The organism is Loktanella sp. S4079, assembly GCF_000967725.1.
GTDB lineage: Bacteria > Pseudomonadota > Alphaproteobacteria > Rhodobacterales > Rhodobacteraceae > Yoonia.
Genome location: NZ_JXYE01000002.1, coordinates 1,523,096 through 1,547,565, shown reverse-complemented (window position 1 = coordinate 1,547,565; position 24,470 = coordinate 1,523,096). Strand labels below are relative to the sequence as shown.

Below are 24,470 nucleotides of genomic sequence, written 5' to 3'. Positions count from 1 at the left end.
ATAGCCTGTAAGGCGCTAACGAAGGATGAATTCAAGGTATTTCAGGAGCAGGCAGGTGATTGAATTTGACTGGCATTTTTTCATTGTTGGGGCGCCTGCGATCATGTTTGGAGGGATTTCTAAAGGTGGTTTCGGGTCCGGTGCCGCCTTTGTTGGTGGGGCGATTCTCGCACTTGTGGTGCCGCCGGGGGCAGCGCTGGCGGTGATCTTGCCACTGTTTATGTTGATCGATGTCGCGACTTTAAAGCCCTACTGGGGGAAATGGCACACGCCATCTGCAAAGGGGATGATCCTTGGGGCGATACCGGGCGTTGCACTGGCGGCTTGGGTCTACACGGCCGTGGATGCCGATTTCTTTCGGTTGTTGATCGGCGCAATCTGCTTGGGGTTTGTCGCGTTTCAACTTGCGCGGGCCCAAGGGTGGCTCAGGATCGAGCAGATGCCATTTTCACGCCCCTTTGCATGGGGGGCGGGGCTAGTTGGTGGGTTCACCAGCTTTGTCAGCCACGCGGGTGGGCCTCCAACTGCGGTCTTTTTGTTGTCACAGGGGCTGAGTAAAACGGCCTATCAGGCGACGACAGTCATTACATTTTGGGCCGTGAACTGGATGAAGGTCGCGCCCTATGCATTCTTAGGCATCTTTACGTGGAACACGCTACTGGGGAGCCTGCTGCTCGCTCCTTTTGCGCTGATTGGTGCGTGGATCGGTGTACGCGCACATGACTATGTTCCCGAAAGAGCATTCTTTGCACTGAGCTATATTTTGCTCGTTGTGACTGGGGTGCGATTGATATGGGTGGCAGTGGCTTAGCCCCCAGCCTAGGCCGGGGGCTAAGAAAGCGATTAGCTCGCTTCGAATTCTGGCATTGCTTCCAGTTCTTCTTTGGTTGCAGCGACATAGACAAAGATCTCGCCATCGGCCTCTGTCTTCAGCAGGGCCAGCTCTTCGAATGGAACCGCGACAGATTTTTCGCCAATCCCGATAAAGCCGCCTACGTCAATTACGGCTTTCTCGGCTGTACCATCCGCAGAAAGAATGATTTCGCTGACCTCGCCGATCTCGGCATCGGTTTCGTCATAGACAACGGCACCTTCCAGATCGCCCGCGACCATGACATCCGCCTGCGCTGAGATCATCGAACCGTTCTCGATCATTGGGCTGGTCAAGGTTTCGTTCGTTTCGGCGATAAATGCGTCTGCCTCGGCGCCAACTTTGTCGGCGGCGTTGGCGATGGCGTTACCTGTAGCCTCTGCACCAGATTTGATGCTTTCGCCAGCTTCGGCCAATGCGTTACCTGCGTCATCGAACAACGTTGTTTCTGCGTCAGCGTTCAGGTCATGCTCCATTGAAACGGTAGAGCCGTCAGCCTGCGCAGTGATTTCAGCATCAGCGCTTGTATTCAAGTCGCTTTGTGCAAAACCGGCTGTACCAACCAAAAGCGTCAGGGCTGTTGTTGTCATCATGCGTTTCATTTTGTTTCCTTTCACAATCTGTGATGGCGGTCGCAACGTGTTGCTGTCGCCTTGTGATAGGAAAACAATTCAGAGCGATTTGGGTTGCATAGAAAGTAAAAAATTTTCACCCTGTCATAGATTTGACGTGCGCAGACTTGTGTTTCTGTATTTTATATCAAATGCTTGACCGGCTTCCGATAGGCAGGTCAGTTGTCCGGACTTTGTCGTTGTGATCGTCCAACTACCTGTGGCCGGTGCAACAAATATGGACGAGACAGTCCCGTTCGCCGCGATATCCTGACGGTGCAGACGTTCGCCAAACGCGGAGTCTAGCCTTGCGGCGATCTGATCAAACGGGGCGCATGTCGCCGCCGCCTGCGCGTCATGGCAGGCGACAAAGATCGAGCCCAAGAACACGGGCAGATAAAAAACGATCGGTTTCATCATTAACGTGGGCGTGAGTGGTGGTCATTAAGCTACGAGTAACTAAACCGTTAATTCGTTAACGTAAGGTTACTTTTCTCGTAATTCGCCGCACTGCGGCAAAATTGTAATTGAACTATCATTCAAAATATGCCCTTTAATGCGCAACAATATTGCGAGGACATGTCATGCATAACCGCCCCTTCCGATCTGCTCTTTATATTCCTGGGTCAAAGGATCGTGCATTGGATAAGGCGCGCGGGCTGCCAGTCGATGCGATTCTATTTGACCTAGAAGATGCCGTCGCCCCGGACGCCAAACTTCCCGCGCGCGAGACATTGGCATCGGCGCTTGCGCAAGGTGGCTATGGGGCGCGATACAAAGTCGTGCGGATCAATGGACTTGATACTGAATGGGGCGCAGGGGATGCCGCCGCAGTCGCCACAATGGATTGTGACGCTGTTCTCTTGCCCAAGGTAAATAGTACCGATGATGTCGATGCTTTGGCCGCTTTGATACCGGGCCTGCCTATCTGGGCAATGATGGAAACGCCGCAAGGGATATTGAATGCTGCCAGCATTGCGGCTCATCCGCGAATCGAGGGGTTCGTGCTGGGCACCAATGATCTGGCCAAAGACCTGAACGCCCGTGGTCGCGCGGCGATGTTGACCTCGCTTCAGCTATGCCTGCTTGCGGCCAAGGCGGCTGGGATCGTCGCACTTGATGGTGTCTACAACGCGTTTAAAGACGAAGATGGTTTGCGCGCCGAATGTACTGAGGGGCGTGACATGGGCTTTGACGGGAAAACGCTCATCCATCCGGCGCAAGTGGCCGTCACCAATGCGGCCTTTGGCCCAAGCGAGGATGAAATTGACCTCGCACGCCGTCAGATCGAAGCCTTTGAAACCGCCGAAGCCGAAGGGCAGGGCGTCGCTGTAGTGGATGGGCGCATCGTAGAAAACTTGCATATTGTCACCGCGCGGGCGACGCTAGCGAAAGCTGACGCCATCGCCGCATTGGAGACTTCATGACATTAATCATTCTTGGACTGGTTCTTTGGGCCGGGGTTCATTTTTGGAAACGACTTGCGCCGGCAAGCCGCGAAGCGCTGGGCGACAAAGGCAAGCTTATCGTCACCGCCGGGTCGATTATTGGGGTGGTGCTGATGGTCGTTGGCTACCGCGCTTCGGACGGTACATTTTATTGGGGGCGTTCGCCTGCGCTGACGGGTATCAACAATCTGTTGATGTTGCTCGTATTCTATCTATTCGCTGCCGCTGGATCAAAGGCGCGCATTACGCAATATATCCGCCACCCGCAGTTAACTGCCGTAATGCTTTGGGCGGTGGCGCATCTGCTGGTAAACGGCGACTCGCCGTCGTTCATTCTATTCGGTGGTTTGCTGGTTTGGGCGAGCTCTGAAATCCAGCTGATCAACCGGGCAGAGCCTGACTGGACCCCGGCACCCGCCGTACCCATGAAAAAAGAAATCACAGCTTTGGTTGCAACTGTTGTCGTTTTTGCCGGTGTGGCGGGCGTTCATATTGCGCTGGGCTATAACCCGTTTGGATGAAAACATGAAAATCTATCGACTACTCACCGAGGACGACACCGCAGCATTCTGCCACAAGGTGTCAGAAGCGCTCTCAAAGGGGTGGGAGCTATACGGCAGCCCGTCTTATGCATTTGATCAGGCGAATGGGGTTATGCGTTGTGCGCAGGCCGTGACCAAAGATGTCGATACACCTTACACGCCAGACATGAAGTTGGGCCAGCAATGACCAAAACAAACGCAGGCCGCTTTTTCGAAGATTACGCCGTTGGTGATGTGATCACCCATGCGGTGCCGCGCACAATCAAGATGGGTGAACGGGCGCTATACCACGCGCTTTATCCCGCGCGTCATGCGTTACATTCCTCTGATCAATTTGCGCAAAGCTGCGGTCTGCCGTTTAGCCCGCTGGATGATCTGGTGACGTTCCACACGGTGTTTGGGAAAACCGTTCCCGATGTTTCGCTGAACGCTGTCGCGAACTTGGGTTACGCAGAGGGCCGATGGATTACGTCGCTCTGGCCCGGCGATACGATCACCGCCACGTCAGAGGTGATTGGGGTCAAGCAGAATTCAAACGGCAAAAGCGGCGTTGTCTGGGTTCGTACAACTGGGCGCAATCAACACAGCGAAGAGCTGATGTCCTACGTGCGTTGGGTCATGGTGCGCAAACGCGGCGAAGGGCCAGCGCCCGAAGCCGTAATTCCCGAACTGGCCAAGGCCGTTTCGGCCCAAGACCTCGTGATCCCCAAGGGATTGGATTTCACGAACTACGATTTTGCGCTTGCTGGAGAGCCGCATCGCCTGTCGGATTACTCTGTGGGCGAGGTGATCGATCACGTTGATGGCGTCACCATTGAAGAGGCCGAGCATATGCTCGCGACGCGCTTGTGGCAGAACACTGCCAAGGTTCATTTTGATGCGACCAATCGACCAGATGGCAAGCGCCTGATTTACGGTGGCCATGTGATCAGCCTTGCGCGGGCACTGTCTTTCAACGGTCTGGCAAATGCGCAGATGATCGTGGCACTAAGCGGCGGCGCGCACGCAAACCCCTGTTTTGCAGGTGACACCGTACGTGCGTGGTCCGAGGTCTTGGACATTGCCGAAACACCAGCACCCGGCGTCGGCGCAATACGCTTGCGGCTGGTAGCGACCAAGGGCGAGACTGGTGTATTGCGCGGCGAAGACGGAAAATACGCGCCAGAGGTTCTTCTGGACTTGGATTACTGGGCGCTGATGCCTGTATGAACGCGTTGCGTAGCTATTGGAATAAAAACCAGGCTCAGTGTTTAAGGTAGACGAAGCTGTCGTTTGCTCCAATAGTATGAATGGCCGCTTTAGGTTGCTGATACGGTTCTAGAGCTCATCCCCCCAGCCGCCGTAGATAACCTTTGGCCAAGTCGGTGTTGCCTCGGCTCAACCACTTTATGCAGTCAACCAATTCCCAAATGAGGCCCTCGTCACCATTTTCATAAACCGGGAAGTCTTCATGCTTGATCGGAGGGGCATCTGTCGTGCGTTTTGACACGAGGTCATCTTTGTCAATGAGTATCTGGAACGGTTTGGACAATCGGAGAGGCGCAGATAAGTCCATGCAGTGGATTTCGGCACTCGTTAGGTCTCCAAACAGATACTTACGAAACCTAGTGGGTCCGTTGCCATCGCTTTGAAGGCAATAGATGATTTCTTTGCCAGCTTCGAATCTCTTGTATCCATCCACGCTGTTTCGGTGGTAGTCGTTACAGGTGAAGACCACGACATCGGCGTCCGACACCCTATCACCTTTGCCAGAAACCAGCGAGCCGACAAGGACAATAGCGCGAACGTCGGGTGCGCTGGCAAAAGCTTCATATGCCGACGTTACTAGATTTTGATGCAAAGGCAGATGTGCGAATTTCGAAGTGTCAAAAGTCATCGTGCTGCACGTTTATCCAGATCTGGTGGGCCATTTTACTCTTTATGCTGCGATATAAGCAAGTTTTTGGCATTCTGAGCTAATCGAACTGTTTTCGGTTTCGAAGCAAAATTGGTCGCCAAGCCGACATTCGGCGCACTCGCAGCATATGTCAAGCTGGGCTCTTAGCTGCCGTTCGCTGCGCAGAGGATAGGGGGGCAAAGTTATTTGATGTAGGAAAGCTTGCTCGGGCGTTCTTCGTTAGGCCGCCGGCGTTATGATGTTACGCTCGGTGTAAAATCCGACAAAATAAGTCAGCTTATTGTTTGTGATCACATGGAAAAAATGTGTGATCACAAAATTGCGAAAATTTCAAAATTGGCGTATTATTTCAGCGTTTATGCGGGTTCCACTGCGTGACTCTTGTTGGGAACTGGTGCAAAACAAGATCAAAGGCGCGACCGAAATGGCAGCCAAGCCAAAGAAGGGAACATTCATGGCCGACAATCCTCAGGACAAACGTCCGCTGTCTCCGTTTATGATCGGGCAATACTATCGACCACAATGGACTTCGATGTCGTCGATCTTTACCCGTATCACTGGTCTTTCGCTGCTGGTTTCGGCGCTCATGATTGTATGGTGGTTCGTGGCCGCATCTGTTGGGGCAGAGGCATTCGCTATCGCGAACGGTTTCCTGACAAGCTGGTTTGGTGATCTGGTCTTGTTCTTGTCGACTTGGGCGATGTGGTACCACATGCTTTTCGGTGTTCGTCACCTGATCTGGGACTCGGGTCGCATGCTTGAGGTCGACCAGTCCGAGCTATACGCGCAAGCCGCGTTGGTGGTCTCTGTTTTGCTGACAATCTTTGTCGTTATCGTTCTTTAAGGGAGGCAGATCATGGCTTTTATGACTGACCGTAAACGGGCTGCTGGTCTTGGTTCTGCAAAAACAGGTACCGAGCATCATTGGCATATGACTGTAACCTCTGTGGCGCTTGTGCCGCTGGTGGTGCTGTTTATCTTTACATTCGGTGCGATCCTAGGGTCACCCTATGAAGAGGTGATCGCCTATTACCAACGCCCAGTGCCTGCGACGATTGCGCTGCTTACAATGCTGGTTGGCTTTAACCACTTTGCGAACGGTGTCCGTGCGACCATCGAAGACTATACTGGTGGTATGACCCGTAAAGCGCTGATCATTGGCATGACTTGCCTTTCCTATACTGCTGCCGCTTTTGCGATCTTCGCAATCGTGCGCATCGCCCTTTAATTCCGCGGAGCAACTGAACAATGGCTGCATACGAATACGAAACCCATAATTATGACGCGATTGTTGTTGGCGCTGGCGGCGCTGGCCTGCGCGCAACATTGGGTCTGGCAGAGCAGGGTCTGCGCACCGCTTGTATTTCAAAGGTTTTCCCAACACGTTCGCACACTGTTGCTGCCCAAGGTGGTATCGCTGCGTCCCTTGGTAACATGGGCCCAGATAGCTGGCAGTGGCACATGTATGACACTGTGAAAGGCTCTGACTGGCTGGGTGATACTGACGCAATGGAGTACCTTGCGCGCGAAGCCCCCAAAGCGGTGTACGAGCTAGAGCACTACGGTGTGCCATTCAGCCGGACCGAAGAGGGTAAGATTTACCAGCGCCCATTCGGTGGCCACACAACTGAATTTGGTGAAGGCCCGCCCGTACAACGGACTTGTGCCGCTGCTGACCGGACTGGCCACGCGATCCTTCACACGCTTTATGGTCAGTCGCTGAAACAGCAGGCTGAATTCTACATCGAATATTTTGCGCTTGATCTGATCATGTCCGAAGACGGCGTTTGTCAGGGTGTTGTCTGCTGGAAGCTCGACGACGGTACAATGCACGTCTTTAACGCCAAAATGGTTGTTCTGGCGACTGGCGGTTATGGCCGTGCCTATTTCAGCGCGACGTCTGCCCACACCTGTACAGGTGACGGTGGCGGCATGGTTGCCCGTCAGGGTCTTGCGCTGCAGGATATGGAATTCGTCCAGTTCCACCCAACCGGTATTTACGGCTCTGGCTGCCTGATCACCGAAGGTGCCCGTGGTGAGGGTGGTTACCTGACCAACTCTGAGGGTGAGCGTTTCATGGAACGCTATGCGCCCAACTACAAAGACCTTGCGCCACGTGACTATGTCAGCCGCTGTATGACAATGGAAATTCGCGAAGGTCGCGGTGTTGGTCCCGGTGGCGATCACATCCACCTGAACCTGAACCACCTGCCAGCCGAAGCACTGGCGGAACGTTTGCCCGGTATTTCTGAATCGGCCAAAATTTTCGCAGGTGTTGACGTGACCAAAGAGCCGATCCCGGTTCTACCAACGGTTCACTACAACATGGGTGGTATCCCAACGAACTACTACGGTGAGGTTCTGAACCCAACCGCCAAAGACCCGAATGCGATTGTTCCCGGTCTGATGGCAGTGGGTGAGGCGGGCTGTGCCTCTGTCCACGGTGCGAACCGTCTGGGGTCGAACTCGCTGATTGACCTTGTGGTGTTTGGCCGTGCCGCCGCGATCCGCGCGGGTCAGGTTGTTGACCGCGCTGCTGCAAACCCAACGTTGAACCAACCATCTGTTGACGCATGTTTCGACCGCTTTGATGGTTTGCGTAATGCAAACGGTAACGTTGCAACTGCTGATCTGCGTTTGGAAATGCAAAAGGCAATGCAGGCTGATGCGGCTGTGTTCCGTACAGACAAAACCCTTGCTGAAGGCGTTGAGAAGATGACAGCGATTGCGGGCAAATTGGATGACCTCAAGGTCACCGACCGCAGTCTTGTCTGGAACTCTGACCTGATGGAAACGCTTGAGCTGACCAACCTGATGCCAAACGCATTGGCAACGATTGTTGGTGCCGAGGCGCGTAAAGAAAGCCGTGGCGCACACGCGCACGAAGATTACGCGACACGTGACGACGAAAACTGGCGGGTGCACACCATCAGCCACGTTGACGGCAACAAGGTGACCCTAAGCCACCGCCCCGTCATCACCGCGCCGCTGACAACCGAGGCCGAAGGCGGGATTTCAGAGGCGAAGATCGCACCAAAAGAGCGGACGTTCTGATGCGCGCGCTGGCCCTTCTTGGCGTTGTTGGCATGGCTCTTGCGGGCTGCATGCAAGACATCGGCGCGCAGGGCGATGTCTTGGCCCGGACAGCGGCCAAAGGTGTGGTGAACAACGTCGTTGCGGCCAAGCTGCCCGGCGTTGACGCGACACCTGTCACCGACTGCATTATCGACAACGCCTCTGGCGCAGAAATTCTCACAATCGCCGAAGCAGCGGTTGTTGGGGTGGATGACGCGACCTCTGAGTTGATTGTCGATATTCTTGCACGCCCTGAAACGGCGCGATGCGCTGCATCGGGTATGTTGGGGGTCAGCCTGTGAAACAATCATTCGCATTCATCATGATGGCTGGACTGGCCGCGGCTTGTTCACCGACACCGCCCACGCCTGAAGAGGCGGCACAGCGTTGTGAAAAACGTGCACAAGCGGCTCAGGCTCCAACGGGTGGCGTGACCGTCGGGATGAATAGCGAAACTGGAATGTCGACCGGTATCGAGATCGGCCTTTCAGCAGATTTTCTACGCGGGCGTGACCCGTTCGAGGTTTATGAAAGCTGTGTCATTGATCTGACCGGCGAACCGCCTATCCGCCCCGCGCGGTTGCGGTCTTTGTAAAAATTTTCGGGCAATACTGTCCGTGACGGAAGGAACATCACTATGGTGCAACTGACACTCCCTAAGAATTCCCGCATGACCGTCGGGAAAACATGGCCAAAGCCCGAAGGCGCAACAAATCTGCGCAAGGTCCAGATCTATCGCTGGAACCCTGATGACGGCAAAAACCCGCAGCTGGACACATATTTCGTTGATATGGATACGTGCGGCCCGATGGTTCTGGACGTTCTGATCAAAATCAAGAACGAGATTGACCCAACGCTGACCTTCCGTCGTTCTTGCCGCGAAGGTATCTGTGGCTCTTGTGCGATGAACATCGACGGGATCAACACGCTGGCCTGTATTTACGGCCTTGATGAGATCAAAGGCGACGTAAAGATTTACCCGCTGCCGCACATGCCAGTGATCAAGGATCTGATCCCTGACCTGACCCATTTCTATGCACAGCACGCGTCGATCATGCCTTGGCTTGAGACAAAGACAAACCGTCCTGCAAAAGAATGGAAGCAGTCGATCGAAGACCGTAAAAAGCTGGATGGCCTGTATGAATGTGTGATGTGTGCGTCATGCTCGACATCTTGCCCGTCATACTGGTGGAACAGTGATCGTTACCTCGGACCAGCAGCACTGTTGCACGCGTACCGCTGGATCATCGACAGCCGTGATGAAGCAACGGGCGAGCGTTTGGATGATTTGGAAGATCCGTTCAAACTGTACCGCTGCCACACCATCATGAACTGCGCCAAGACATGCCCCAAGGGCCTGAACCCCGCCAAAGCCATCGCGCACATCAAAGGCATGATGGTTGAGCGAGTTGTCTAAGATTAGGCGCCGCCGTTGGGCGGCGTTTCCTTTGATACAGGGTGGTTCTGCATAATGGCTGAGCCACCCAATGATGCGGATGAACGCCGCGCTGTACCGCCAGTTATTTGTTATCCAACTGAGACTCTGCCTTCGCCGAATATGGTGATTTACGATGCGGCGCGTGCGCAGTTGATGACAACAACCCGTGCAGTTGTCCCGCCGCGTGAGGCCGCGACAGTTGTTGTGCCAGCGGGGCACTTTATGCGTATTCACTCTGTTGAGGGTCCACAGGTCGGCGATCTGAATTTGTTCAATGCAAGCAATCTCGCTGAACGGTTCTATTCGGGCAAAACGCGGGCATTGCATGGCACGCATGTTTCGACCGGGGACCGTTTGTGGTCGTGTTTTCCGTATTTGCGCCCCATGGCAACGGTTACGCATGATACTTTGGATTGGTATGGGATCGACGCCTACGGTGGCTCTGTGCACGACGTAATCGGCACACGATGTGATCCTTATACTGGGCGGCTGTTATCTGGCGAAGACTATCATCATTGTTGTCATTCAAATCTGACCCGCGCGTTGGCCGCGCATACTGGGCAAGAACTGTCCGACGCAGAGCAACATGTGCATGATGTCTTGAACGTCTTTATGTGCACTGGGTTTACCCGCGATACGGGCCAGTATTTTATGAAGGCAAGCCCAGTGCGTCCGGGTGACTATTTTGAGGTATTTGCAGAAATTGATTTGCTTGCCGTACTGAGCGCCTGCCCGGGTGGTGATTGCAGCGCAGAACATTCTAGCGATGCCGCCGCTTGCTATCCTCTTGAGATGGAGGTGCTGCGCCCAGCGGATGGAACCCTAGCGGACTGGGCTCCACCATTGGTAAATCAGTATGATCAGAGCCACGGCACCTAGGCAAAGGCCGCTTCGAGCGCAATTTCTACCATATCTCCAAATGTTTTCTCGCGGTCTTCGGCAGGCAGAGCCTCGTGCGTAATAAGGTGGTCACTGACTGTCAGCACAGCAAGGGCACGCCGTCCGTAACGCGCGGCAAGGTTGTATAGCTCTGCGGCTTCCATTTCGACGCCCAGAATGCCGTGCCGCGTCATCTGTTCATTCAAATCGGGGCGTTCATCATAAAAGACGTCCGAGGAATAGATGCCGCCAACATGCGTCGCGACTTCTTTGGATTGTGCCGCCTTGTGCGCGGCGCTGAGCAACTCAAAATCTGCACAGGGCGCAAAATTGAGTTCCTTGAAAATACCGCTGGACGGTGTCGAAAGGGTCGAGGCGGTCATGGCCAAGATCACATCGCGAATGCCTACATGTTCCTGCATACCGCCACATGATCCGATGCGAATCAATGTTTGCACGTCAAAGTCTTTGATGAGCTCGTTGGCGTAGATAGAAAGCGAGGGCATCCCCATTCCCGACCCGTGGATGGTCACTGGGTGGCCGTTCCACGTACCGGTAAAGCCCAGCATTCCGCGGACTTGATTGATGCAGCGTATGTCGGAAAGAAAGGTTTCGGCCGCCCATTTTGCCCGGTATGGATCGCCGGGCATTAGAACGGTTGGGGCAATGTCGCCTGGTTCGGCGCCGATGTGTGTTGTCATCTCAAGTCTCCTGATGCGTTTGTCGCCAGTCTAGGCCGCTAACGCATCAGGGTGGAGACCAGAAATTAGATTTCCATCGCGTCAGGCGATTGGCCGGCCGCTATTGCTTCTTTGAACCACTGCGGCTGACGCCCTTTGCCTGTCCATGTTTGCTCTGGATCCGCTGGGTTGCGGTATTTGGGTGATGACAATGATTTGCCACGCCCATTGCGTCCTCTTCCGCCAGAGCCAGTAATATCTGCCAACGAATAGCCAAATGCGGCAACCGCTTTTTCAGCGGCATCACGAGCAGCCTGCTTTTCTTTCTCCGCGACTTCCACCAATGCAGCTTCGACTTCGGTCTTCAGAGTTTCCAGCTCAATACGTGACATTGAGGTTAGATCGAGGTTCATCCAAGTCTCCTTTTTTGTTTCCGCGTGCTAGCATCGGTTGTGTTGGCAGCGACACATAAAAAGGGCGATGTCTGTACAAAAGTATAATTCTAAGGGGGTCGCATACTACTCTGCGGCGATTAATTGGGCATCAACAAGGTTAACGATGTCAGCCATGATGACATTCAATTCGAAATCCTTCGGAGTGTAAACTTTGGCTACGCCCATACCGCGCAGAGCTTCGGCATCCTCGTCTGGAACGATTCCTCCGACGATGACAGGGATGTTGCTGATCCCGGCGGCCTGCAATTTTGTCATGACATCTTTGACCAGCGGCAGGTGTGAACCTGAAAGGATCGACAGCCCGATGACATGGGCTTCATCCTCAAGAGCCGCCTCGACAATTTCGTCAGGTGTCAATCGGATGCCTTCGTAGGAAATATCCATGCCACAATCGCGTGCGCGGGTCGCAATTTGCTCTGCCCCATTTGAGTGACCATCTAGCCCCGGCTTGCCGACCAAGAACTTGAGCCTCCGCCCCAGTGTCGCGCTTACCCGATCGACTTGTTCGCGCAATTCGTCCAGGCCTTCGGTGCGGTTCGACTGATTGCTGCTGACGCCCGTCGGTGCACGGTATTGCCCAAATACGGATCGAATGACATCTGCCCATTCGCCGGTCGTAACCCCGGCGCGCGCGCAAGCAATTGATGGCGGCATCACGTTGCTGCCGTCTTGTGCCGCGGCACGTAGTTGGCCTAGCGCTTTGGCGACTGCTTCACTATCGCGGTTGGCTTTCCACGCGTCGAGGCGGCGCAATTGGTCTGCCTCGGCCTTTGGATCAGATACCATGATCGCGTCGTCGCCTGCGGTCAGCGGTGACGGTTCACCAGCCTGCCATTTATTCACGCCTACAACCGTTGTTTCGCCGGTTTCGATACTTGCGATCCGGGTCGCGTTGCTTTCGACAAGTCGTGATTTCATATATTCGATTGCACCAACGGCACCGCCCATCCCGTCAATTTGGGCTAGCTCGGCGCGGGCACCTTCCTTCAGCGCGTTGACCTTGCGATCAATGGCGGGGTTGCCGTCGAATAGATCATCGAACTCGAGCAGGTCGGTTTCATAGGCCAAAATCTGCTGCATCCGCAGGGACCATTGCTGATCCCACGGGCGGGGCAGGCCAAGTGCCTCGTTCCATGCGGGCAGCTGAACAGCACGCGCGCGGGCTTTTTTCGAAAGCGTAACGGCCAAGGTTTCAAGTAGGATGCGATATACGTTGTTTTCTGGCTGTTGCTCCGTCAGCCCGAGCGAGTTCACCTGCACGCCATAGCGGAAGCGGCGATACTTGGCGTCCTCAACGCCGTAACGTGTGGCGCAGATTTCATCCCACAGCTCGACAAAGGCGCGCATTTTGCACAGTTCGGTCACGAAACGGATGCCTGCGTTAACGAAAAACGAAATACGACCGACCATAGCTGGGAAGTTTTCGGCGGGTACTTTGCCTTTCAAGTCGTCCAACACGGCGGTGGCTGTCGCCAAAGCAAAGGCGAGCTCTTCTTCGGGTGTCGCTCCGGCCTCTTGCAGATGGTATGAACAGACGTTCATCGGGTTCCATTTGGGCAAATGTTCGCGGGTATATGCCGCAACATCCGTAATCATCCGCAACGATGGTTCCGGCGGGCAGATATATGTGCCGCGCGACAGGTATTCTTTGATGATGTCGTTTTGAACGGTGCCTTGAAGCGCGCTGATATCTGCGCCTTGTTCTTCGGCGACCGCAATATACAACGATAGCAACCAAGGCGCAGTCGCATTGATCGTCATTGACGTATTCATCTGATCAAGCGGGATATTGTCGAACAGGGCCCGCATGTCGCCTAGGTGGCTAACAGGTACGCCAACTTTGCCGACCTCGCCTTTGGCGAGAATATGATCGCTGTCGTAACCAGTCTGTGTTGGCAGATCAAAGGCAACCGAGAGACCCGTTTGCCCCTTTGCCAGATTGCCGCGGTAAAGCGCGTTAGAGGCGGCCGCGGTCGAGTGACCCGCGTAGGTCCGAAATAGCCATGGGCGATCTTTCTGCGTCTGCGACATTTCTGGGTCCTCTAATTTCGTGCGCAACTTTATTGCTCATTAATATGATTATCCGATATTTTGTACCCCTGTCAATTCGCTGCAATGCGGCATCACGGGATTTACGTCAGGTCGTTTCCCTGTCAGGTTCGCGCAATGACGCAAACTGTTTCGATGCCGCTGTGGGTCTTTGCCCTTATTGTCCTGTTTGCAGCAGTGACGTTTGCATCGCATTTCTTGTTTCCGTCCGTGCGCTGGTTCTTTCGCAAAAGGGCAGAGCGTGTCATTGAGCGCGTAAATAAAAGGCTTCAGCGGCCCATTGAGCCATTTAAGCTGGCGCGGCGTTACGACATGATTCAACGTCTGATCTATGATCCAGAGGTCACAAAGGCGATCGTCGAATACGCGCGAAAACAAAACGTTCCAGAAAACGTCGCCTTTGAAAAAGCCAAAGGTTATGCGCGTGAAATCGTGCCTTCGTTTTCCGCGACCGCATATTTCAGCATTGGGATTCGCTTGGCGCGGTGGTTGTCAAAATCGCTCTATCGGATTCGTTTAGGCACATTTGACCGCAAGAAACTGGCAGAAATCGACCCAGATGCGGCTGTGGTCTTTGTGATCAATCATCGCAGTAACATGGACTATGTGCTGGTGACGTATCTCGCGGCGAGCGCAGGTGCGCTGTCTTATGCGGTTGGTGAATGGGCACGTGTATGGCCATTGTCGCCGATTATCCGCGCCATGGGCGCATATTTCATCAGGCGGAAATCGCGTGGAGCCTTATACCGCAAGGTATTGGCGCGCTATGTTCAGATGGCGACGCGCGGCGGCGTGAGCCAAGCGGTCTTTCCCGAAGGTGGGTTAAGTCTTGATGGGCGCATGGCGCAGCCACGCGTTGGACTGCTGAACTATATCATCGACGATTTTGATCCCGAACAGCGCGAAGTTATCTTTGTTCCCGTTGCGATCAATTATGACCGTGTTCTCGAAGATAACATTTTGATTGCCGCCGACAAATCTGGCACGCGCAAATTTCGCCCACCGTTTTGGGATGTTGCGGGGCGGGTCGGGCGCCATATCTGGTTGCGTATAACCCGACGGTTTAACTCTTTTGGTACCGCCTCGGTGAGCTTCGGTGATCCGCTTGAGCTGTCGAAGTTCCGCGAAGGCGCGACCGGTGATCTTACTAACGAAGTTGCCGATGAGTTAATGGCGCGGATCGGACGTGTCATTCCGGTGCTTAGCGTGCCGATTGTGGCGCATACAATGGTCCATGATCAGATTCTTACCGCTGATGCATTGGCTATTCGGATCACTGAGAAGCTGGAGCAGCTGAAATCTGGTCATATGCCTCTACCACGGCGACCCGCCGAGGTGATCGTTTCCGAGGCGCTAGATCGGTTCGCTGTGCGGGGCATCATACATCGCGATGGTGATGGTATCGTCGTACAAGAGAATGGGCATGATATTTTGGCATATTACGCCAATTCGATTGCCCATCATTTCGACGGTTAATCCGAACTTAAATTCACTTTTGGTTACACCAACACGGCCCTTCGTTGGGGCTGTGCGCCTTTTCTTGTGCTCTAGTTATTGATTTTACTCAAGTTACGCTGCGGCGCAGCAGACATATAATTACAAAATGAACGTCAGTAAGGTTGCAAAGTTGCGCAATGGATATTATCCATCAATTCGAGCGTCGATTCTGCGACGCAGCAACAAATGGATTTTCAGTGATGGAGACCGACATGGCACTAGATCAAAATGCCCCCGAAACTGCACCAAAGAAGGCGCTTTACGAGGTCGGTGAACTGCCGCCCGTCGGTCATGTGCCTGACCAAATGTATGCTTGGACCATCCGCCGGGAACGCCACGGCGAACCGGACGAGGCGTTTCAAGTAGAAGTTGTCGACACCCCAAAGCCGGACAGCAACGAAGTTCTTGTTCTCGTGATGGCGGCAGGCGTGAACTACAACGGGATCTGGGCCGGACTCGGCGTGCCGATTAGCCCGTTTGACGTGCACGGCGCTGATTTCCATATCGCTGGCTCTGATGCGTCCGGCATTGTTTGGGCCGTTGGTGACAAGGTAAAGCGCTGGAAGGTCGGCGACGAGGTCGTCATTCACTGCAACCAAGATGATGGTGATGACGAGCATTGTAACGGTGGCGATCCGATGTATTCCGAAAGCCAGCGGATTTGGGGCTATGAAACACCTGACGGGTCGTTTGCACAGTTTACATGTGTGCAATCCCAACAGCTGATGCACCGCCCGCGCCACCAGTCATGGGAGGAAAGCGCCTGCTACACGCTGACGCTTGCGACAGCCTACCGGATGCTCTTTGGGCACCACCCGCACGAGCTAAAGCCGGGCCAGAACGTACTCGTTTGGGGCGCTTCTGGAGGATTGGGGTCTTATGCAATTCAGCTGATTAATACGGCTGGTGCAAATGCCATCGGGGTCATCAGCGATGAATCGAAACGTGATTTCGTGATGTCGCTGGGCGCAAAAGGGGTCATTAACCGGAATGATTTTAATTGCTGGGGGCAAATGCCAACGGTCAATACACCCGAATACAAGGAATGGTTCACAGAGGCGCGTAAATTCGGCAAAGCAATTTGGGAGATTACGGGTAAGGGAAATAACGTCGATATGGTATTCGAGCACCCAGGCGAAGCGACATTCCCGGTTTCAACCTTTGTGTGTAAACGCGGAGGCATGGTAGTGATCTGCGCCGGGACGACGGGATACAACCTGACGTTCGACGTGCGTTACATGTGGATGCACCAAAAACGTTTGCAGGGCAGTCACTTCGCCAACCTAAAGCAGGCCAGCGCAGCGAACCAGTTGATGATCGAACGTCGCCTTGATCCGTGCATGTCAGAGCTATTTACTTGGGATGAGTTGCCAGAAGCACACAGTAAGATGCGCCGAAATGAACATAAGCCGGGCAATATGTCGGTCCTGATTCAGGCGACAAAACCGGGATTGCGGTCGTATGAGGATACTTTGGAAGCCTCAATAAAATAGGCGTCATATCCACAATGCATGAAGAATAAAGGCGCAATTCATTTGAGTTGCGCCTTTAATTTGTATCAAAGTGAATTAATTCATAATTGCGTCTACTCACTATTTTGGGGGGGTTGAAGCTATGAACAATTGTTTCATATTTTCAATATTACTCTTGCCGTTGGTGCTGAAGGAATGATTAGTAGTGAGACAGGGAAATGGGACACGACTGGATTATCGACGTACTCGCTGATCTGAAACGTTTCGCGAGCACACACAATCTGCCTTTGCTAGAAGCGCAACTGGAAGCGACGACGCAAATCGCTTCAGCAGAAATAGCAGACAACAACGATAATGCGTGCCAATTGACGCAGGGAGAAGGTCCTGAATTTAGACAGATTTCTCCAAGATTTGGAGCAGGCAAGCGCGCTGGATGATATTCAAGCGTTGATCGTACAGTTGCGGGATGAATTCCAAGTTAAACATGCTGTTTATCACTGGCTAAGTGCGGATGGTGAGCAATACGGATTTGGAACGTATGACCCTATATGGGTGCAGCGCTACACCGAAAATGACTACATGCGCATTGATCCAGTCGTGATTGGAAGCTTTCAGCGGTTCCATCCTGTGGACTGGCGCGAGCTGGATTGGTCGTCACGTGCTGTTCAGGCGTTTAGAAAAGACTCGATCAAGCATGGTGTTGGGACACAGGGATTTTCGTTCCCGATCCGAGGCCCCAATGGCCAGTTGTCACTATTGTCGACATCCGATTCGACTGACGACGCGAGTTGGGACGACTTTACCAAGAGCAATCAACGCGAATGGATTGTGATAGCGCATTGTTTAAATAGAAAAACATTGGAATTGGTTGGTTGTCAAAATCCTGAAACGATGCGCCAGCTTTCTCCGCGTGAGATTGAGGCGTTAACCTATCTTGGGATGGGCCATGTACGTGCGCAGGTCGCGGAGCTTTTGAATATCTCAGAGCACACGCTTCGTGCGTATATCGAAAGCGCCCGGTTCAAGCTTGGTGCGTCCAATACGACCCACGCAGTTGCGCGCGCGGTCGCCGAAGGGCTGATCGTCTTGGGGGGAACTGCACGGCCGACGCGTTCGCGGCTCCCGCTCGCGCCACTACGCAGCGTTTAGTGAGGACGTGGTTAGCCCGTCGACCCGATGATTAACCCATAGGCGTGTCGTTTAATTACCTCTAACGCAAACACCAGTGCGCAAGTCTCAACAATAGCAAGTGGGATTTCTGCAATCGATTTCCATAGGACGCGTCAAATAGCGCAGGGGTGATCCATTCAACAGTGACGAAAGGTGATCTGATATACTGGCGCAGCCGCGATGGTAGGGGTACTGTCGCGGCATGAATGCTCCTGTAATTACTTTCTCTGACGATCAGGCCGAAGCATGGGATAGCGTCGCATCCGCGTTGCTGCAGGCTGGCGTTGATATTGATGATGGCCTTTTGATGGGGCCGCCGTCTGACGTGTCGTCGGTGATGGCCGTGATCGGCAAGGCCGGTTCTGGCAAAACGATGCTGCTTGCCAAGCTGTACAAAGCGCTGGAAGAGGCCGAAGTCGACGTCATTTCTGGCGATTGGGAGGGGCGCAAACGCAAAGATCGCCGGACCTTGGCGATTTTGGCACCGACGAATAAGGCCGCGAGCGTCTTGCGGAGCCGAGGTGTTCCTGCGACGACGATCCACCGCATTCTATATACGCCAGTCTACGACCCTGAATATGAAAAAGTGGCCGAGTGGCTGGCCGGGCAGGGGGACCGCCCTGAAATCGAGGGGCTGACAGATTTGGCACTGGATCGCGCGCATGCGTCTTTCCAAGTGAACAAATCAATTCCGGCCGCGCTCGCTGCGGCGGGGTTGCGCGGCAGTGATTTCATCACGGGTTGGAAGCGCCGAGAAGAACCTTTGGACATTGGGTTTGTCGACGAAAGCTCCATGCTTGATAGTAAGCAGTTCGAGGACCTCAAAGAAATTTTCCCGACGCTCATCTTATTTGGTGATCCCGCTCAGCTACCGCCCGTGCAATCATCGGGTGGCATGGTTTTTGAAACGCTCCCTGAAAAACGTGTGCATTCGCTTAATCGCATCCACAGGCAGGATGCGGGCAACCCGATTTTGGATTTGGCGCATGCGCTTGCTGATCCTCAGCTAGATTTCTATGCCTTTGAACGCATGGTCCAAGAGGCCGCAAAAGCAGACGAACGTGTTGTTTTTGCCCAAAGGGTCGAAGCCGACTTGATGGCTCGTTCTCCTTGTCTTGTGTGGCGTAATGCGACCCGGATCAGGTTGATCCATGCATTTCGAGCAGCGTTTTCAGCGCCGGGCGACGAATTGCTCTCGGGTGAGCCATTGATTTGCGATGGTATCGAATTGCCGATGAAGCACCGCAAGAAACGGTTGGACCTAGAGGCGCGCGGCCTGATTAAGGGGGCGCAGGTGATTTATCTTGGGCCAGGACGCAAGCCGGGGTTTTCGCGGCTTCATGTTATGGGGGCCGAAGACCCTCAGGTCAGTGCCGCGAGCATCGTAAAGATCGAGCAAGAAGGCGACGAAGAGCCGTTTATTCCGTTTGCCGCGCGGATGGGGGCGACGTTTTTGCATGGCGCTGCAGTCACGATTCACAAGGCGCAAGGGTCCCAATGGGACACGGCGCAAGTCTTTGCCCCTGATATCGAAGTGGCAAGCCGCATGGGCCGTGTTGAGGCGGGCCAACCGCTCTGGAAACGGCTCGCCTATGTGGCCATCACGCGGGCAGAAACGCAGTTGCGCTGGGTGGTGCGAAACCGTTTAGCCCGCCCAAGCGGCGTGCTGCGGATTGACGACCTCGAGGTGCCAGCCGCGCCCCTGACATTGACGAGCGAGGAACAATGAAAAGCATTATGATCACAGGTGCCAGCAGTGGCATTGGCCGCGTAACGGCCAAGCATTTTGTCGCTCAGGGGTGGCGTGTTGGCTTGATCGCGCGTCGGGGCGAAGTGCTGAACGAATTGGCTGGGCCAAATGTGGAAATCTACCCGTGTGACGTGACCGATGAGGTTGCTGTTGCTGCCGCCTTTACCACGTTTGGGCATCTGGATGTGCTGTTCAATAACGCGGGCATGTTCGGGCCACAGACAACGATTGATCAGATCGAACTTGCCGATTGGAAACAAGTCATAGACCTAAACCTGACGGGAATGTTCCTATGCGCGCGGGCTGCGTTTCGGCAAATGCGTCAGCAGTCACCGCAAGGTGGACGGATCATCAACAATGGCTCTATTTCGGCATTCACCCCGCGCGAGGGGTCGGTCTGTTACACCACAACGAAACATGGTGTGTCTGGGCTGACCAAGACGCTTAGTCTTGATGGTCGTGCGTTCAACATTGCTTGCGGGCAAATCGATATCGGAAATGCGCGCACCGATATGGTGAAAAATCTGGAAAAGGCGCGTGCAGAGCAAGGTCTAGAACCTTTGCCAACCATGGCGGTCGAGGATGTCGCGCGCTCGGTCTTTCATATGGCGTCATTGCCAGCAGAGGCGAACGTGCAGTCGATGATGGTGATGGCGACCAAGATGCCACATATCGGGCGTGGTTAGCGTCGCAGCATGCCAAAGATTGCCGACGCGCCCCAGCCAGCGCTAATCGCGAGGATCAGCGACATAATCCCGTAGAGCAATGCATGTTCGTGGGCGAGGTTGTATAGCCAGCGTTCCAGACCAACTTTGCGCACCGGGATTTCGGTTGTGTATTCGTCGATAACCCGACCATTCCGCGTCAGGAAAATACGCGCTTCATAGGTGCCTTCGGTCAGGTTCGCAGGCAGCGTGATCGCCGTACGAAAAAGCGTATCTTCCTCAAGGTCAATTGCCCCTTCGAGCCGTTGATAAAGCCCGGCATCGGTGCGGATGCGGATCAGCGCATTCATGAACGCAAGGCTATCGCTGACCTGCCCGCCGATCGCCTTGATCGTGCGTGGGGTCGTGATCCGATAGTTTAGATCTTCGACATGGTTCAGGACATCCCGCATGGGGGCAGATGTCGCCACGGCATAAAAGGAAGGCGCGGCATCAACCTCGACGTCTTGGGTGTTGACCCAAATGCCAGCAACGCGATCCTTGCGCCAAATATCAACGGGGCGATCTGGCCCGGCAATGGTGACGATGACGCCCAGATGGCTTTGATCGGGGATGGGGACCTCGCGTTTGATTGCCCCGAAAACCAGAATGTCAGAGCCTTCAAACGTCGCCGTAATCGCAACTTGGTCATGGGAAAGACCGAGAACGATTTCTTCTTCGGCGAGGGCTGGAAGCGCAAGAAAGATCAGGGAGAGGATGAGGCGGATCATTGCAGCCCCATCGTCAAAGAATAGAGCTCGGTCGGTTTGATCAGCAGGTCAATGGCTAGTTTTGTGCAGACACCCAAGACGAGACTGGCAAGGAGGATGCGTAGCTGCTCTGCCTTCATCCTAACGCCAAGCCGGGTGCCGAATTGCGCGCCAACAACACCGCCAATCAGCAATAGCAGTGCCAAAACCACATCAACTGTGTGATTGGTTGTGGCGTGTAGGACAGTTGTGAACCCTGCGACAAAGATGATCTGAAACAACGATGTGCCAATCACCACCTTTGTGGGCATACCCAAGAGATAAATCATCGCGGGCACCATGATAAAACCGCCGCCAACGCCCATAATCGCAGCGAGGATTCCAACAAAGGTTCCGACCATCAATGGTGGGATCACCGAAATATACAGCCCAGAGACCCGGAACTTCATCTTTATCGGCAGGTTATGGACCCAATTGTGTTTGCGGCGAACAACCCGTGCGGCCGGGTTTTTGGCTCGCCGGATCGCGTTCAGGCTTTCGATGAACATCAGCGCACCAATCACGCCAAGGAATAGCACATAGCATAGTTGAACAAGCAGATCGACCTGACCTAGCGATCTAAGGTAGTTGAATAACAATACCCCTAAGGCGGAGCCAATAAGCCCGCCGATCAACAGCACCGTCCCCATCACCATATCAACAGTGCGACGTTTGAGATGCGCTAATAGGGCCGAAAAGGAAGAGGCGACAACTTGGTTCGTGCTGGTGGCAACCGCCACGGCGGGCGGGATGCCGATAAAGAACAGCATGGGCGTAATGAGAAATCCGCCACCGACGCCAAACATGCCGGATAACACGCCCACTAATCCGCCGATCCCCAAAAGAAGAAAAGCGTTCACCGATACTTCGGCGATGGGAAGATAAACTTGCATGAACCGTTCCGGGCGCTAGTGCCTGTTTCTTCACCAAAACCGTTTCGCGCCAGAGTGTCAAACACTCGCATCAAATTTATGCGGGCGCGGTGCAGTATTGCCGGTGATTAGGTCGCCAAGGCTTTCAGGTAGCCGCGCAGCACCGTTTCCAATTTCGCAGCTCCGATGGGTGCCATGGCTTTGGTGTGCTCGTGGCTGATTGCCTCGTCGCTCATCCCGGCGGCCATGTTGGTGATCGTCGAAATCGCTGCCGCCTTGAGCCCCAAGAAACGGGCAAGGATGACTTCGGGAACTGTGGACATGCCAACAGCGTCTGCGCCTAGCATCTTGATTGCGCGAATTTCAGCGGGTGTTTCGAATGATGGGCCAGAGTACCAAGCATAGATGCCATCCGCCATTTCGACATCTGCCGTATCCGCCGTCTTGCGTAGCGCCGCACGGATTTCAGGGTCGTAGGCGTCTTTCATCGGGACAAAACGCGCATCCGTTGGTTCGCCAATCAGCGGGTTCAGACCCGAGAAATTGATATGATCGCTCAAGCACATGATTGACCCGGTTGGCATATCGGCTTGCATTGATCCGGCGGCATTGGTCGCAATCACGCGGTCAGCACCCAGTTCGCGCAGAACCTCAAGCGGGACCCGCATCGCGGCAGGATTGCCGTTTTCATAGTAATGCGCTCGACCGCCAAAGACGGCGACGCGCACGCCCTCAAGATCACCGATTACGAGGTTTGGGTTGTGGCCTGAAACGCCCGCGTGCGGAAAGCCGGGCAGATCACCATAAGGGATCGCGACCCCATCGACGGTATCGGCGATATGCCCCAGCCCAGAACCAAGGATCAGGCCAATTTGCACAGGCGCGTCGCCCGCTGCAGCCTGAATTTGCGTGGCGAGCTCTCTAGCGTTCTTTGACATAGGCTTCGCCTCCTGCTTTTGGACCTGCGGCTTTGCCGACAAAACCGGTCAGCACAACAACTAGGATAAAGGGCAGAACATCCAAAAGCTGGTTGTTCAGCGCAAAGCCAATCACGTTTTCAACAACGTCAGACCGCAGCGCCATCGCCTGCAAAAAGCCAAACAGCAGGCACGAATAGAGCGCATACCAAGGGCGCCATTTCGCGAAAATCAGCGCAGCCAAGGCGATGTAGCCGCGACCGGCGCTCATGTCTTTGGTAAATCCAGCCTGAAGCGCTGTCGCCAAATAGGCACCTGCAATCCCGCATAGCACGCCGCAGATTGCAACCGCCGCAAAGCGCAGGCCAATGACTGATACGCCCGCAGTATCAACGGCGGCAGGGTTTTCACCCACAGCACGCAGTCGCAGACCAAAACGTGTCCGGTACAGCACCCACCATGTGATTGGCACCATCAGCAGCGCCACATAAACAAGGATCGTGTGCCCAGAGATGAGTTCGTAGTAGATCGTCCCGATGATCGGAACCTCGCGTAGCTGTTCGGCAAACGGCAGGTCGATTGGATTAAACCGAGCATCACCAGCGAGTTGCGGCGTGCGACCGCCCTGTCTGAACCAGCTTTGGGCGACCACAACCGTCAGACCTGCTGCTAAAAAGTTAATCGCAACCCCAGAGATCAACTGGTTCCCACGGAATGTGATTGATGCCAATCCGTGAATTGCCGCCAGAATCATAGACGCGCCGATACCGGCGCATAGTCCTAGCCATACATTCCCCGAAACCGATGCGACCGCCGCCGACAAAAACGCCGCGGCGAGCATCTTGCCCTCTAGCCCGATGTCAAAAATTCCGGCCCGCTCGGAATATAGGCCAGCCAAACAGGCCAGCAAAAGCGGTGTCGCTAGACGCAGGGTTGCGTCCAGCATTTGCAAGAGGGTCGCGAAGTCCATTTAGGCAACTTTCTCCATCAAGAAGGGGAACAGAGAGAAGAAGCGGTCAGCTACTTCTGGGTGGCGGCGCAGGGCGTCTTCTGCCTCGGCCTGTGTGATATCGACAGCTTGTGTGCGGTCGCGGCGCAAAAAGAATTGCAGGCCCAGCATCGCGTCAAACCGGTCGTCAGTGATGAATGGATCGTGGGGAATGCGGCGCATGACGGCCTCATTCGGGCGGAAGACGCTTGCAGGTTTTTGTAGTGCAAGCAGTGCCACCAGATGCGGCGGCACGTCACCACCAGGTGTCTGTGCGATCACATGATGGATCCACATGTGAAGTTCTTTCATGGTAATCATACCAAGCGCAAGACAGCTGAGCACAAAGCCCAGATCTGCGCCGGTGTCATCATCGACACCGATTTTAAAGGGTCCTGCCATCATT

Annotated in this window: 28 protein-coding genes; 17 read left to right on the top strand and 11 right to left on the bottom strand. The window is 54.3% G+C overall.

From position 1 onward, the window contains the following. The first annotated feature begins 55 nt into the window (after positions 1 to 55). Entirely contained in the window at positions 56 to 811 is a 756-nt protein-coding gene (locus tag TW80_RS08885; RefSeq protein WP_045996861.1) for a sulfite exporter TauE/SafE family protein, read from the top strand. A 32-nt stretch (positions 812 to 843) separates the two neighbouring features. Here TW80_RS08885 and TW80_RS17630 read toward each other — a convergent pair whose 3' ends face one another. Both TW80_RS17630 and TW80_RS08875 read right to left on the bottom strand, forming a co-directional pair. Further along, the gene (locus TW80_RS17630) at positions 844 to 1,473 is read right to left on the bottom strand and encodes a PRC-barrel domain-containing protein (protein ID WP_052700925.1); all 630 of its coding nucleotides are present in this window, start codon (positions 1,471 to 1,473) and stop codon (positions 844 to 846) included. 114 nt (positions 1,474 to 1,587) lie between these two features. Next, a complete protein-coding gene (locus TW80_RS08875) occupies positions 1,588 to 1,902 on the bottom strand; it encodes a hypothetical protein (RefSeq protein ID WP_052700924.1) in 315 nt (104 codons plus the stop codon). 164 nt (positions 1,903 to 2,066) lie between these two features. Between TW80_RS08875 and TW80_RS08870 the strand changes: the two genes are divergently transcribed. The 4 genes from TW80_RS08870 to TW80_RS08855 are packed head-to-tail and all read left to right on the top strand — an operon-like array spanning position 2,067 to position 4,681. Then, positions 2,067 to 2,909: an HpcH/HpaI aldolase/citrate lyase family protein gene (locus TW80_RS08870; protein WP_045996860.1), complete on the top strand. Its 843-nt coding sequence runs from the start codon at positions 2,067 to 2,069 to the stop codon at positions 2,907 to 2,909. Next, entirely contained in the window at positions 2,906 to 3,451 is a 546-nt protein-coding gene (locus TW80_RS08865; protein ID WP_045996859.1) for an NnrU family protein, read from the top strand. Before TW80_RS08870 ends, TW80_RS08865 begins: the two co-directional genes overlap by 4 nt. A 4-nt stretch (positions 3,452 to 3,455) precedes the next feature. Then, entirely contained in the window at positions 3,456 to 3,659 is a 204-nt protein-coding gene (locus tag TW80_RS08860) for a DUF1737 domain-containing protein (protein WP_045996858.1), read from the top strand. Then, positions 3,656 to 4,681: a MaoC family dehydratase gene (locus TW80_RS08855; protein WP_045996857.1), complete on the top strand. Its 1,026-nt coding sequence runs from the start codon at positions 3,656 to 3,658 to the stop codon at positions 4,679 to 4,681. Before TW80_RS08860 ends, TW80_RS08855 begins: the two co-directional genes overlap by 4 nt. A gap of 115 nt (positions 4,682 to 4,796) precedes the next feature. Here the strand turns inward: TW80_RS08855 and TW80_RS08850 are convergent, their stop codons facing one another. Continuing rightward, positions 4,797 to 5,348, bottom strand: coding sequence for a nucleotidyltransferase domain-containing protein (locus TW80_RS08850; protein ID WP_045996856.1), 552 nt, complete (start codon positions 5,346 to 5,348; stop codon positions 4,797 to 4,799). 475 nt (positions 5,349 to 5,823) lie between these two features. Here TW80_RS08850 and sdhC point away from each other — a divergent pair, with 475 nt between their 5' ends. From sdhC to TW80_RS08815, 7 genes are read left to right on the top strand one after another with little or no spacing between them, the layout of a single operon-like run. Then, positions 5,824 to 6,213 (top strand): succinate dehydrogenase, cytochrome b556 subunit, encoded by a 390-nt coding sequence (gene sdhC / locus TW80_RS08845; RefSeq protein WP_045997126.1) that lies wholly within the window; start codon positions 5,824 to 5,826, stop codon positions 6,211 to 6,213. Positions 6,214 to 6,225: 12 nt separating this feature from the next. Further along, positions 6,226 to 6,597 (top strand): succinate dehydrogenase, hydrophobic membrane anchor protein, encoded by a 372-nt coding sequence (sdhD, locus tag TW80_RS08840; RefSeq protein WP_045996855.1) that lies wholly within the window; start codon positions 6,226 to 6,228, stop codon positions 6,595 to 6,597. Positions 6,598 to 6,617: 20 nt separating this feature from the next. Next, on the top strand, positions 6,618 to 8,423 hold the full coding sequence (gene sdhA / locus TW80_RS08835; RefSeq protein WP_045996854.1) for a succinate dehydrogenase flavoprotein subunit: 1,806 nt from the start codon (positions 6,618 to 6,620) through the stop codon (positions 8,421 to 8,423). Beyond that, complete coding sequence (locus TW80_RS08830) at positions 8,423 to 8,746, top strand: hypothetical protein (protein ID WP_045996853.1); 324 nt, start codon at positions 8,423 to 8,425, stop codon at positions 8,744 to 8,746. The genes sdhA and TW80_RS08830 overlap by 1 nt, the downstream gene beginning before the upstream one ends. Beyond that, positions 8,743 to 9,039 carry a hypothetical protein gene (locus tag TW80_RS08825; RefSeq protein ID WP_239450504.1) on the top strand — a complete coding sequence of 99 codons (297 nt, stop codon included), beginning with the start codon at positions 8,743 to 8,745 and terminating at the stop codon, positions 9,037 to 9,039. Before TW80_RS08830 ends, TW80_RS08825 begins: the two co-directional genes overlap by 4 nt. A gap of 42 nt (positions 9,040 to 9,081) precedes the next feature. After that, complete coding sequence (locus TW80_RS08820; RefSeq protein WP_045996852.1) at positions 9,082 to 9,861, top strand: succinate dehydrogenase iron-sulfur subunit; 780 nt, start codon at positions 9,082 to 9,084, stop codon at positions 9,859 to 9,861. 54 nt (positions 9,862 to 9,915) lie between these two features. Next, the gene (locus TW80_RS08815) at positions 9,916 to 10,761 is read left to right on the top strand and encodes an urea carboxylase-associated family protein (protein ID WP_045996851.1); all 846 of its coding nucleotides are present in this window, start codon (positions 9,916 to 9,918) and stop codon (positions 10,759 to 10,761) included. Here the strand turns inward: TW80_RS08815 and deoD are convergent. The 3 genes from deoD to TW80_RS08800 all read right to left on the bottom strand — a co-directional run bounded on the left by deoD (position 10,758) and on the right by TW80_RS08800 (position 13,927). After that, on the bottom strand, positions 10,758 to 11,462 hold the full coding sequence (deoD, locus tag TW80_RS08810; RefSeq protein ID WP_045996850.1) for a purine-nucleoside phosphorylase: 705 nt from the start codon (positions 11,460 to 11,462) through the stop codon (positions 10,758 to 10,760). The two genes, TW80_RS08815 and deoD, sit on opposite strands and share 4 nt — an antisense overlap. 65 nt (positions 11,463 to 11,527) lie before the next feature. Further along, a complete protein-coding gene (locus tag TW80_RS08805; RefSeq protein ID WP_045996849.1) occupies positions 11,528 to 11,854 on the bottom strand; it encodes an H-NS histone family protein in 327 nt (108 codons plus the stop codon). A gap of 105 nt (positions 11,855 to 11,959) precedes the next feature. Beyond that, a complete protein-coding gene (locus TW80_RS08800; RefSeq protein WP_045996848.1) occupies positions 11,960 to 13,927 on the bottom strand; it encodes a protein meaA in 1,968 nt (655 codons plus the stop codon). Positions 13,928 to 14,062: 135 nt separating this feature from the next. Between TW80_RS08800 and TW80_RS08795 the strand changes: the two genes are divergently transcribed. From TW80_RS08795 to TW80_RS08770, 5 genes are all read left to right on the top strand, one after another. Then, positions 14,063 to 15,421, top strand: coding sequence for a 1-acyl-sn-glycerol-3-phosphate acyltransferase (locus TW80_RS08795; protein WP_045996847.1), 1,359 nt, complete (start codon positions 14,063 to 14,065; stop codon positions 15,419 to 15,421). A gap of 233 nt (positions 15,422 to 15,654) precedes the next feature. Next, entirely contained in the window at positions 15,655 to 16,935 is a 1,281-nt protein-coding gene (gene ccrA / locus TW80_RS08790; RefSeq protein WP_045997124.1) for a crotonyl-CoA carboxylase/reductase, read from the top strand. 390 nt (positions 16,936 to 17,325) lie between these two features. Beyond that, positions 17,326 to 18,063 (top strand): helix-turn-helix transcriptional regulator, encoded by a 738-nt coding sequence (locus tag TW80_RS08780; RefSeq protein ID WP_045996845.1) that lies wholly within the window; start codon positions 17,326 to 17,328, stop codon positions 18,061 to 18,063. Positions 18,064 to 18,286: 223 nt separating this feature from the next. After that, complete coding sequence (locus TW80_RS08775; RefSeq protein WP_045996844.1) at positions 18,287 to 19,813, top strand: ATP-dependent DNA helicase; 1,527 nt, start codon at positions 18,287 to 18,289, stop codon at positions 19,811 to 19,813. Further along, positions 19,810 to 20,520, top strand: coding sequence for an SDR family oxidoreductase (locus tag TW80_RS08770; RefSeq protein ID WP_045996843.1), 711 nt, complete (start codon positions 19,810 to 19,812; stop codon positions 20,518 to 20,520). The genes TW80_RS08775 and TW80_RS08770 overlap by 4 nt, the downstream gene beginning before the upstream one ends. On the opposite strand, the gene TW80_RS08765 is transcribed toward TW80_RS08770, so the two are convergent. The 5 genes from TW80_RS08765 to TW80_RS08745 form a co-directional block, all read right to left on the bottom strand. After that, a complete protein-coding gene (locus TW80_RS08765; RefSeq protein WP_045996842.1) occupies positions 20,517 to 21,269 on the bottom strand; it encodes a TIGR02186 family protein in 753 nt (250 codons plus the stop codon). The two genes, TW80_RS08770 and TW80_RS08765, sit on opposite strands and share 4 nt — an antisense overlap. Continuing rightward, a complete protein-coding gene (locus TW80_RS08760; RefSeq protein WP_045996841.1) occupies positions 21,266 to 22,180 on the bottom strand; it encodes a sulfite exporter TauE/SafE family protein in 915 nt (304 codons plus the stop codon). The genes TW80_RS08765 and TW80_RS08760 overlap by 4 nt, the downstream gene beginning before the upstream one ends. Positions 22,181 to 22,287: 107 nt before the next feature. Continuing rightward, a complete protein-coding gene (locus TW80_RS08755) occupies positions 22,288 to 23,097 on the bottom strand; it encodes a purine-nucleoside phosphorylase (RefSeq protein ID WP_045996840.1) in 810 nt (269 codons plus the stop codon). Next, positions 23,081 to 24,046 carry an ABC transporter permease gene (locus TW80_RS08750; RefSeq protein WP_045996839.1) on the bottom strand — a complete coding sequence of 322 codons (966 nt, stop codon included), beginning with the start codon at positions 24,044 to 24,046 and terminating at the stop codon, positions 23,081 to 23,083. The genes TW80_RS08755 and TW80_RS08750 overlap by 17 nt, the downstream gene beginning before the upstream one ends. Beyond that, positions 24,047 to 24,469: a hypothetical protein gene (locus TW80_RS08745; protein ID WP_045996838.1), complete on the bottom strand. Its 423-nt coding sequence runs from the start codon at positions 24,467 to 24,469 to the stop codon at positions 24,047 to 24,049. Position 24,470: the final 1 nt, after the last annotated feature.

Coding starts and splice junctions, on each gene's coding strand:
- TW80_RS08850 (WP_045996856.1), bottom strand. CDS start 5,348: ATGACTTTTGACACTTCGAAATTCGCACATCTGCCTTTGCATCAAAAT.
- sdhA (WP_045996854.1), top strand. CDS start 6,618: ATGGCTGCATACGAATACGAAACCCATAATTATGACGCGATTGTTGTT.
- TW80_RS08860 (WP_045996858.1), top strand. CDS start 3,456: ATGAAAATCTATCGACTACTCACCGAGGACGACACCGCAGCATTCTGC.
- sdhC (WP_045997126.1), top strand. CDS start 5,824: ATGGCCGACAATCCTCAGGACAAACGTCCGCTGTCTCCGTTTATGATC.
- TW80_RS08750 (WP_045996839.1), bottom strand. CDS start 24,046: ATGGACTTCGCGACCCTCTTGCAAATGCTGGACGCAACCCTGCGTCTA.
- TW80_RS08770 (WP_045996843.1), top strand. CDS start 19,810: ATGAAAAGCATTATGATCACAGGTGCCAGCAGTGGCATTGGCCGCGTA.
- TW80_RS17630 (WP_052700925.1), bottom strand. CDS start 1,473: ATGAAACGCATGATGACAACAACAGCCCTGACGCTTTTGGTTGGTACA.
- TW80_RS08870 (WP_045996860.1), top strand. CDS start 2,067: ATGCATAACCGCCCCTTCCGATCTGCTCTTTATATTCCTGGGTCAAAG.
- TW80_RS08830 (WP_045996853.1), top strand. CDS start 8,423: ATGCGCGCGCTGGCCCTTCTTGGCGTTGTTGGCATGGCTCTTGCGGGC.
- TW80_RS08745 (WP_045996838.1), bottom strand. CDS start 24,469: ATGATGGCAGGACCCTTTAAAATCGGTGTCGATGATGACACCGGCGCA.
- TW80_RS08815 (WP_045996851.1), top strand. CDS start 9,916: ATGGCTGAGCCACCCAATGATGCGGATGAACGCCGCGCTGTACCGCCA.
- ccrA (WP_045997124.1), top strand. CDS start 15,655: ATGGCACTAGATCAAAATGCCCCCGAAACTGCACCAAAGAAGGCGCTT.
- TW80_RS08805 (WP_045996849.1), bottom strand. CDS start 11,854: ATGAACCTCGATCTAACCTCAATGTCACGTATTGAGCTGGAAACTCTG.
- sdhD (WP_045996855.1), top strand. CDS start 6,226: ATGGCTTTTATGACTGACCGTAAACGGGCTGCTGGTCTTGGTTCTGCA.
- TW80_RS08755 (WP_045996840.1), bottom strand. CDS start 23,097: ATGTCAAAGAACGCTAGAGAGCTCGCCACGCAAATTCAGGCTGCAGCG.
- TW80_RS08760 (WP_045996841.1), bottom strand. CDS start 22,180: ATGCAAGTTTATCTTCCCATCGCCGAAGTATCGGTGAACGCTTTTCTT.
- TW80_RS08775 (WP_045996844.1), top strand. CDS start 18,287: ATGAATGCTCCTGTAATTACTTTCTCTGACGATCAGGCCGAAGCATGG.
- TW80_RS08855 (WP_045996857.1), top strand. CDS start 3,656: ATGACCAAAACAAACGCAGGCCGCTTTTTCGAAGATTACGCCGTTGGT.
- TW80_RS08795 (WP_045996847.1), top strand. CDS start 14,063: ATGACGCAAACTGTTTCGATGCCGCTGTGGGTCTTTGCCCTTATTGTC.
- TW80_RS08865 (WP_045996859.1), top strand. CDS start 2,906: ATGACATTAATCATTCTTGGACTGGTTCTTTGGGCCGGGGTTCATTTT.
- TW80_RS08800 (WP_045996848.1), bottom strand. CDS start 13,927: ATGTCGCAGACGCAGAAAGATCGCCCATGGCTATTTCGGACCTACGCG.
- TW80_RS08765 (WP_045996842.1), bottom strand. CDS start 21,269: ATGATCCGCCTCATCCTCTCCCTGATCTTTCTTGCGCTTCCAGCCCTC.
- deoD (WP_045996850.1), bottom strand. CDS start 11,462: ATGACAACACACATCGGCGCCGAACCAGGCGACATTGCCCCAACCGTT.
- TW80_RS08820 (WP_045996852.1), top strand. CDS start 9,082: ATGGTGCAACTGACACTCCCTAAGAATTCCCGCATGACCGTCGGGAAA.
- TW80_RS08875 (WP_052700924.1), bottom strand. CDS start 1,902: ATGATGAAACCGATCGTTTTTTATCTGCCCGTGTTCTTGGGCTCGATC.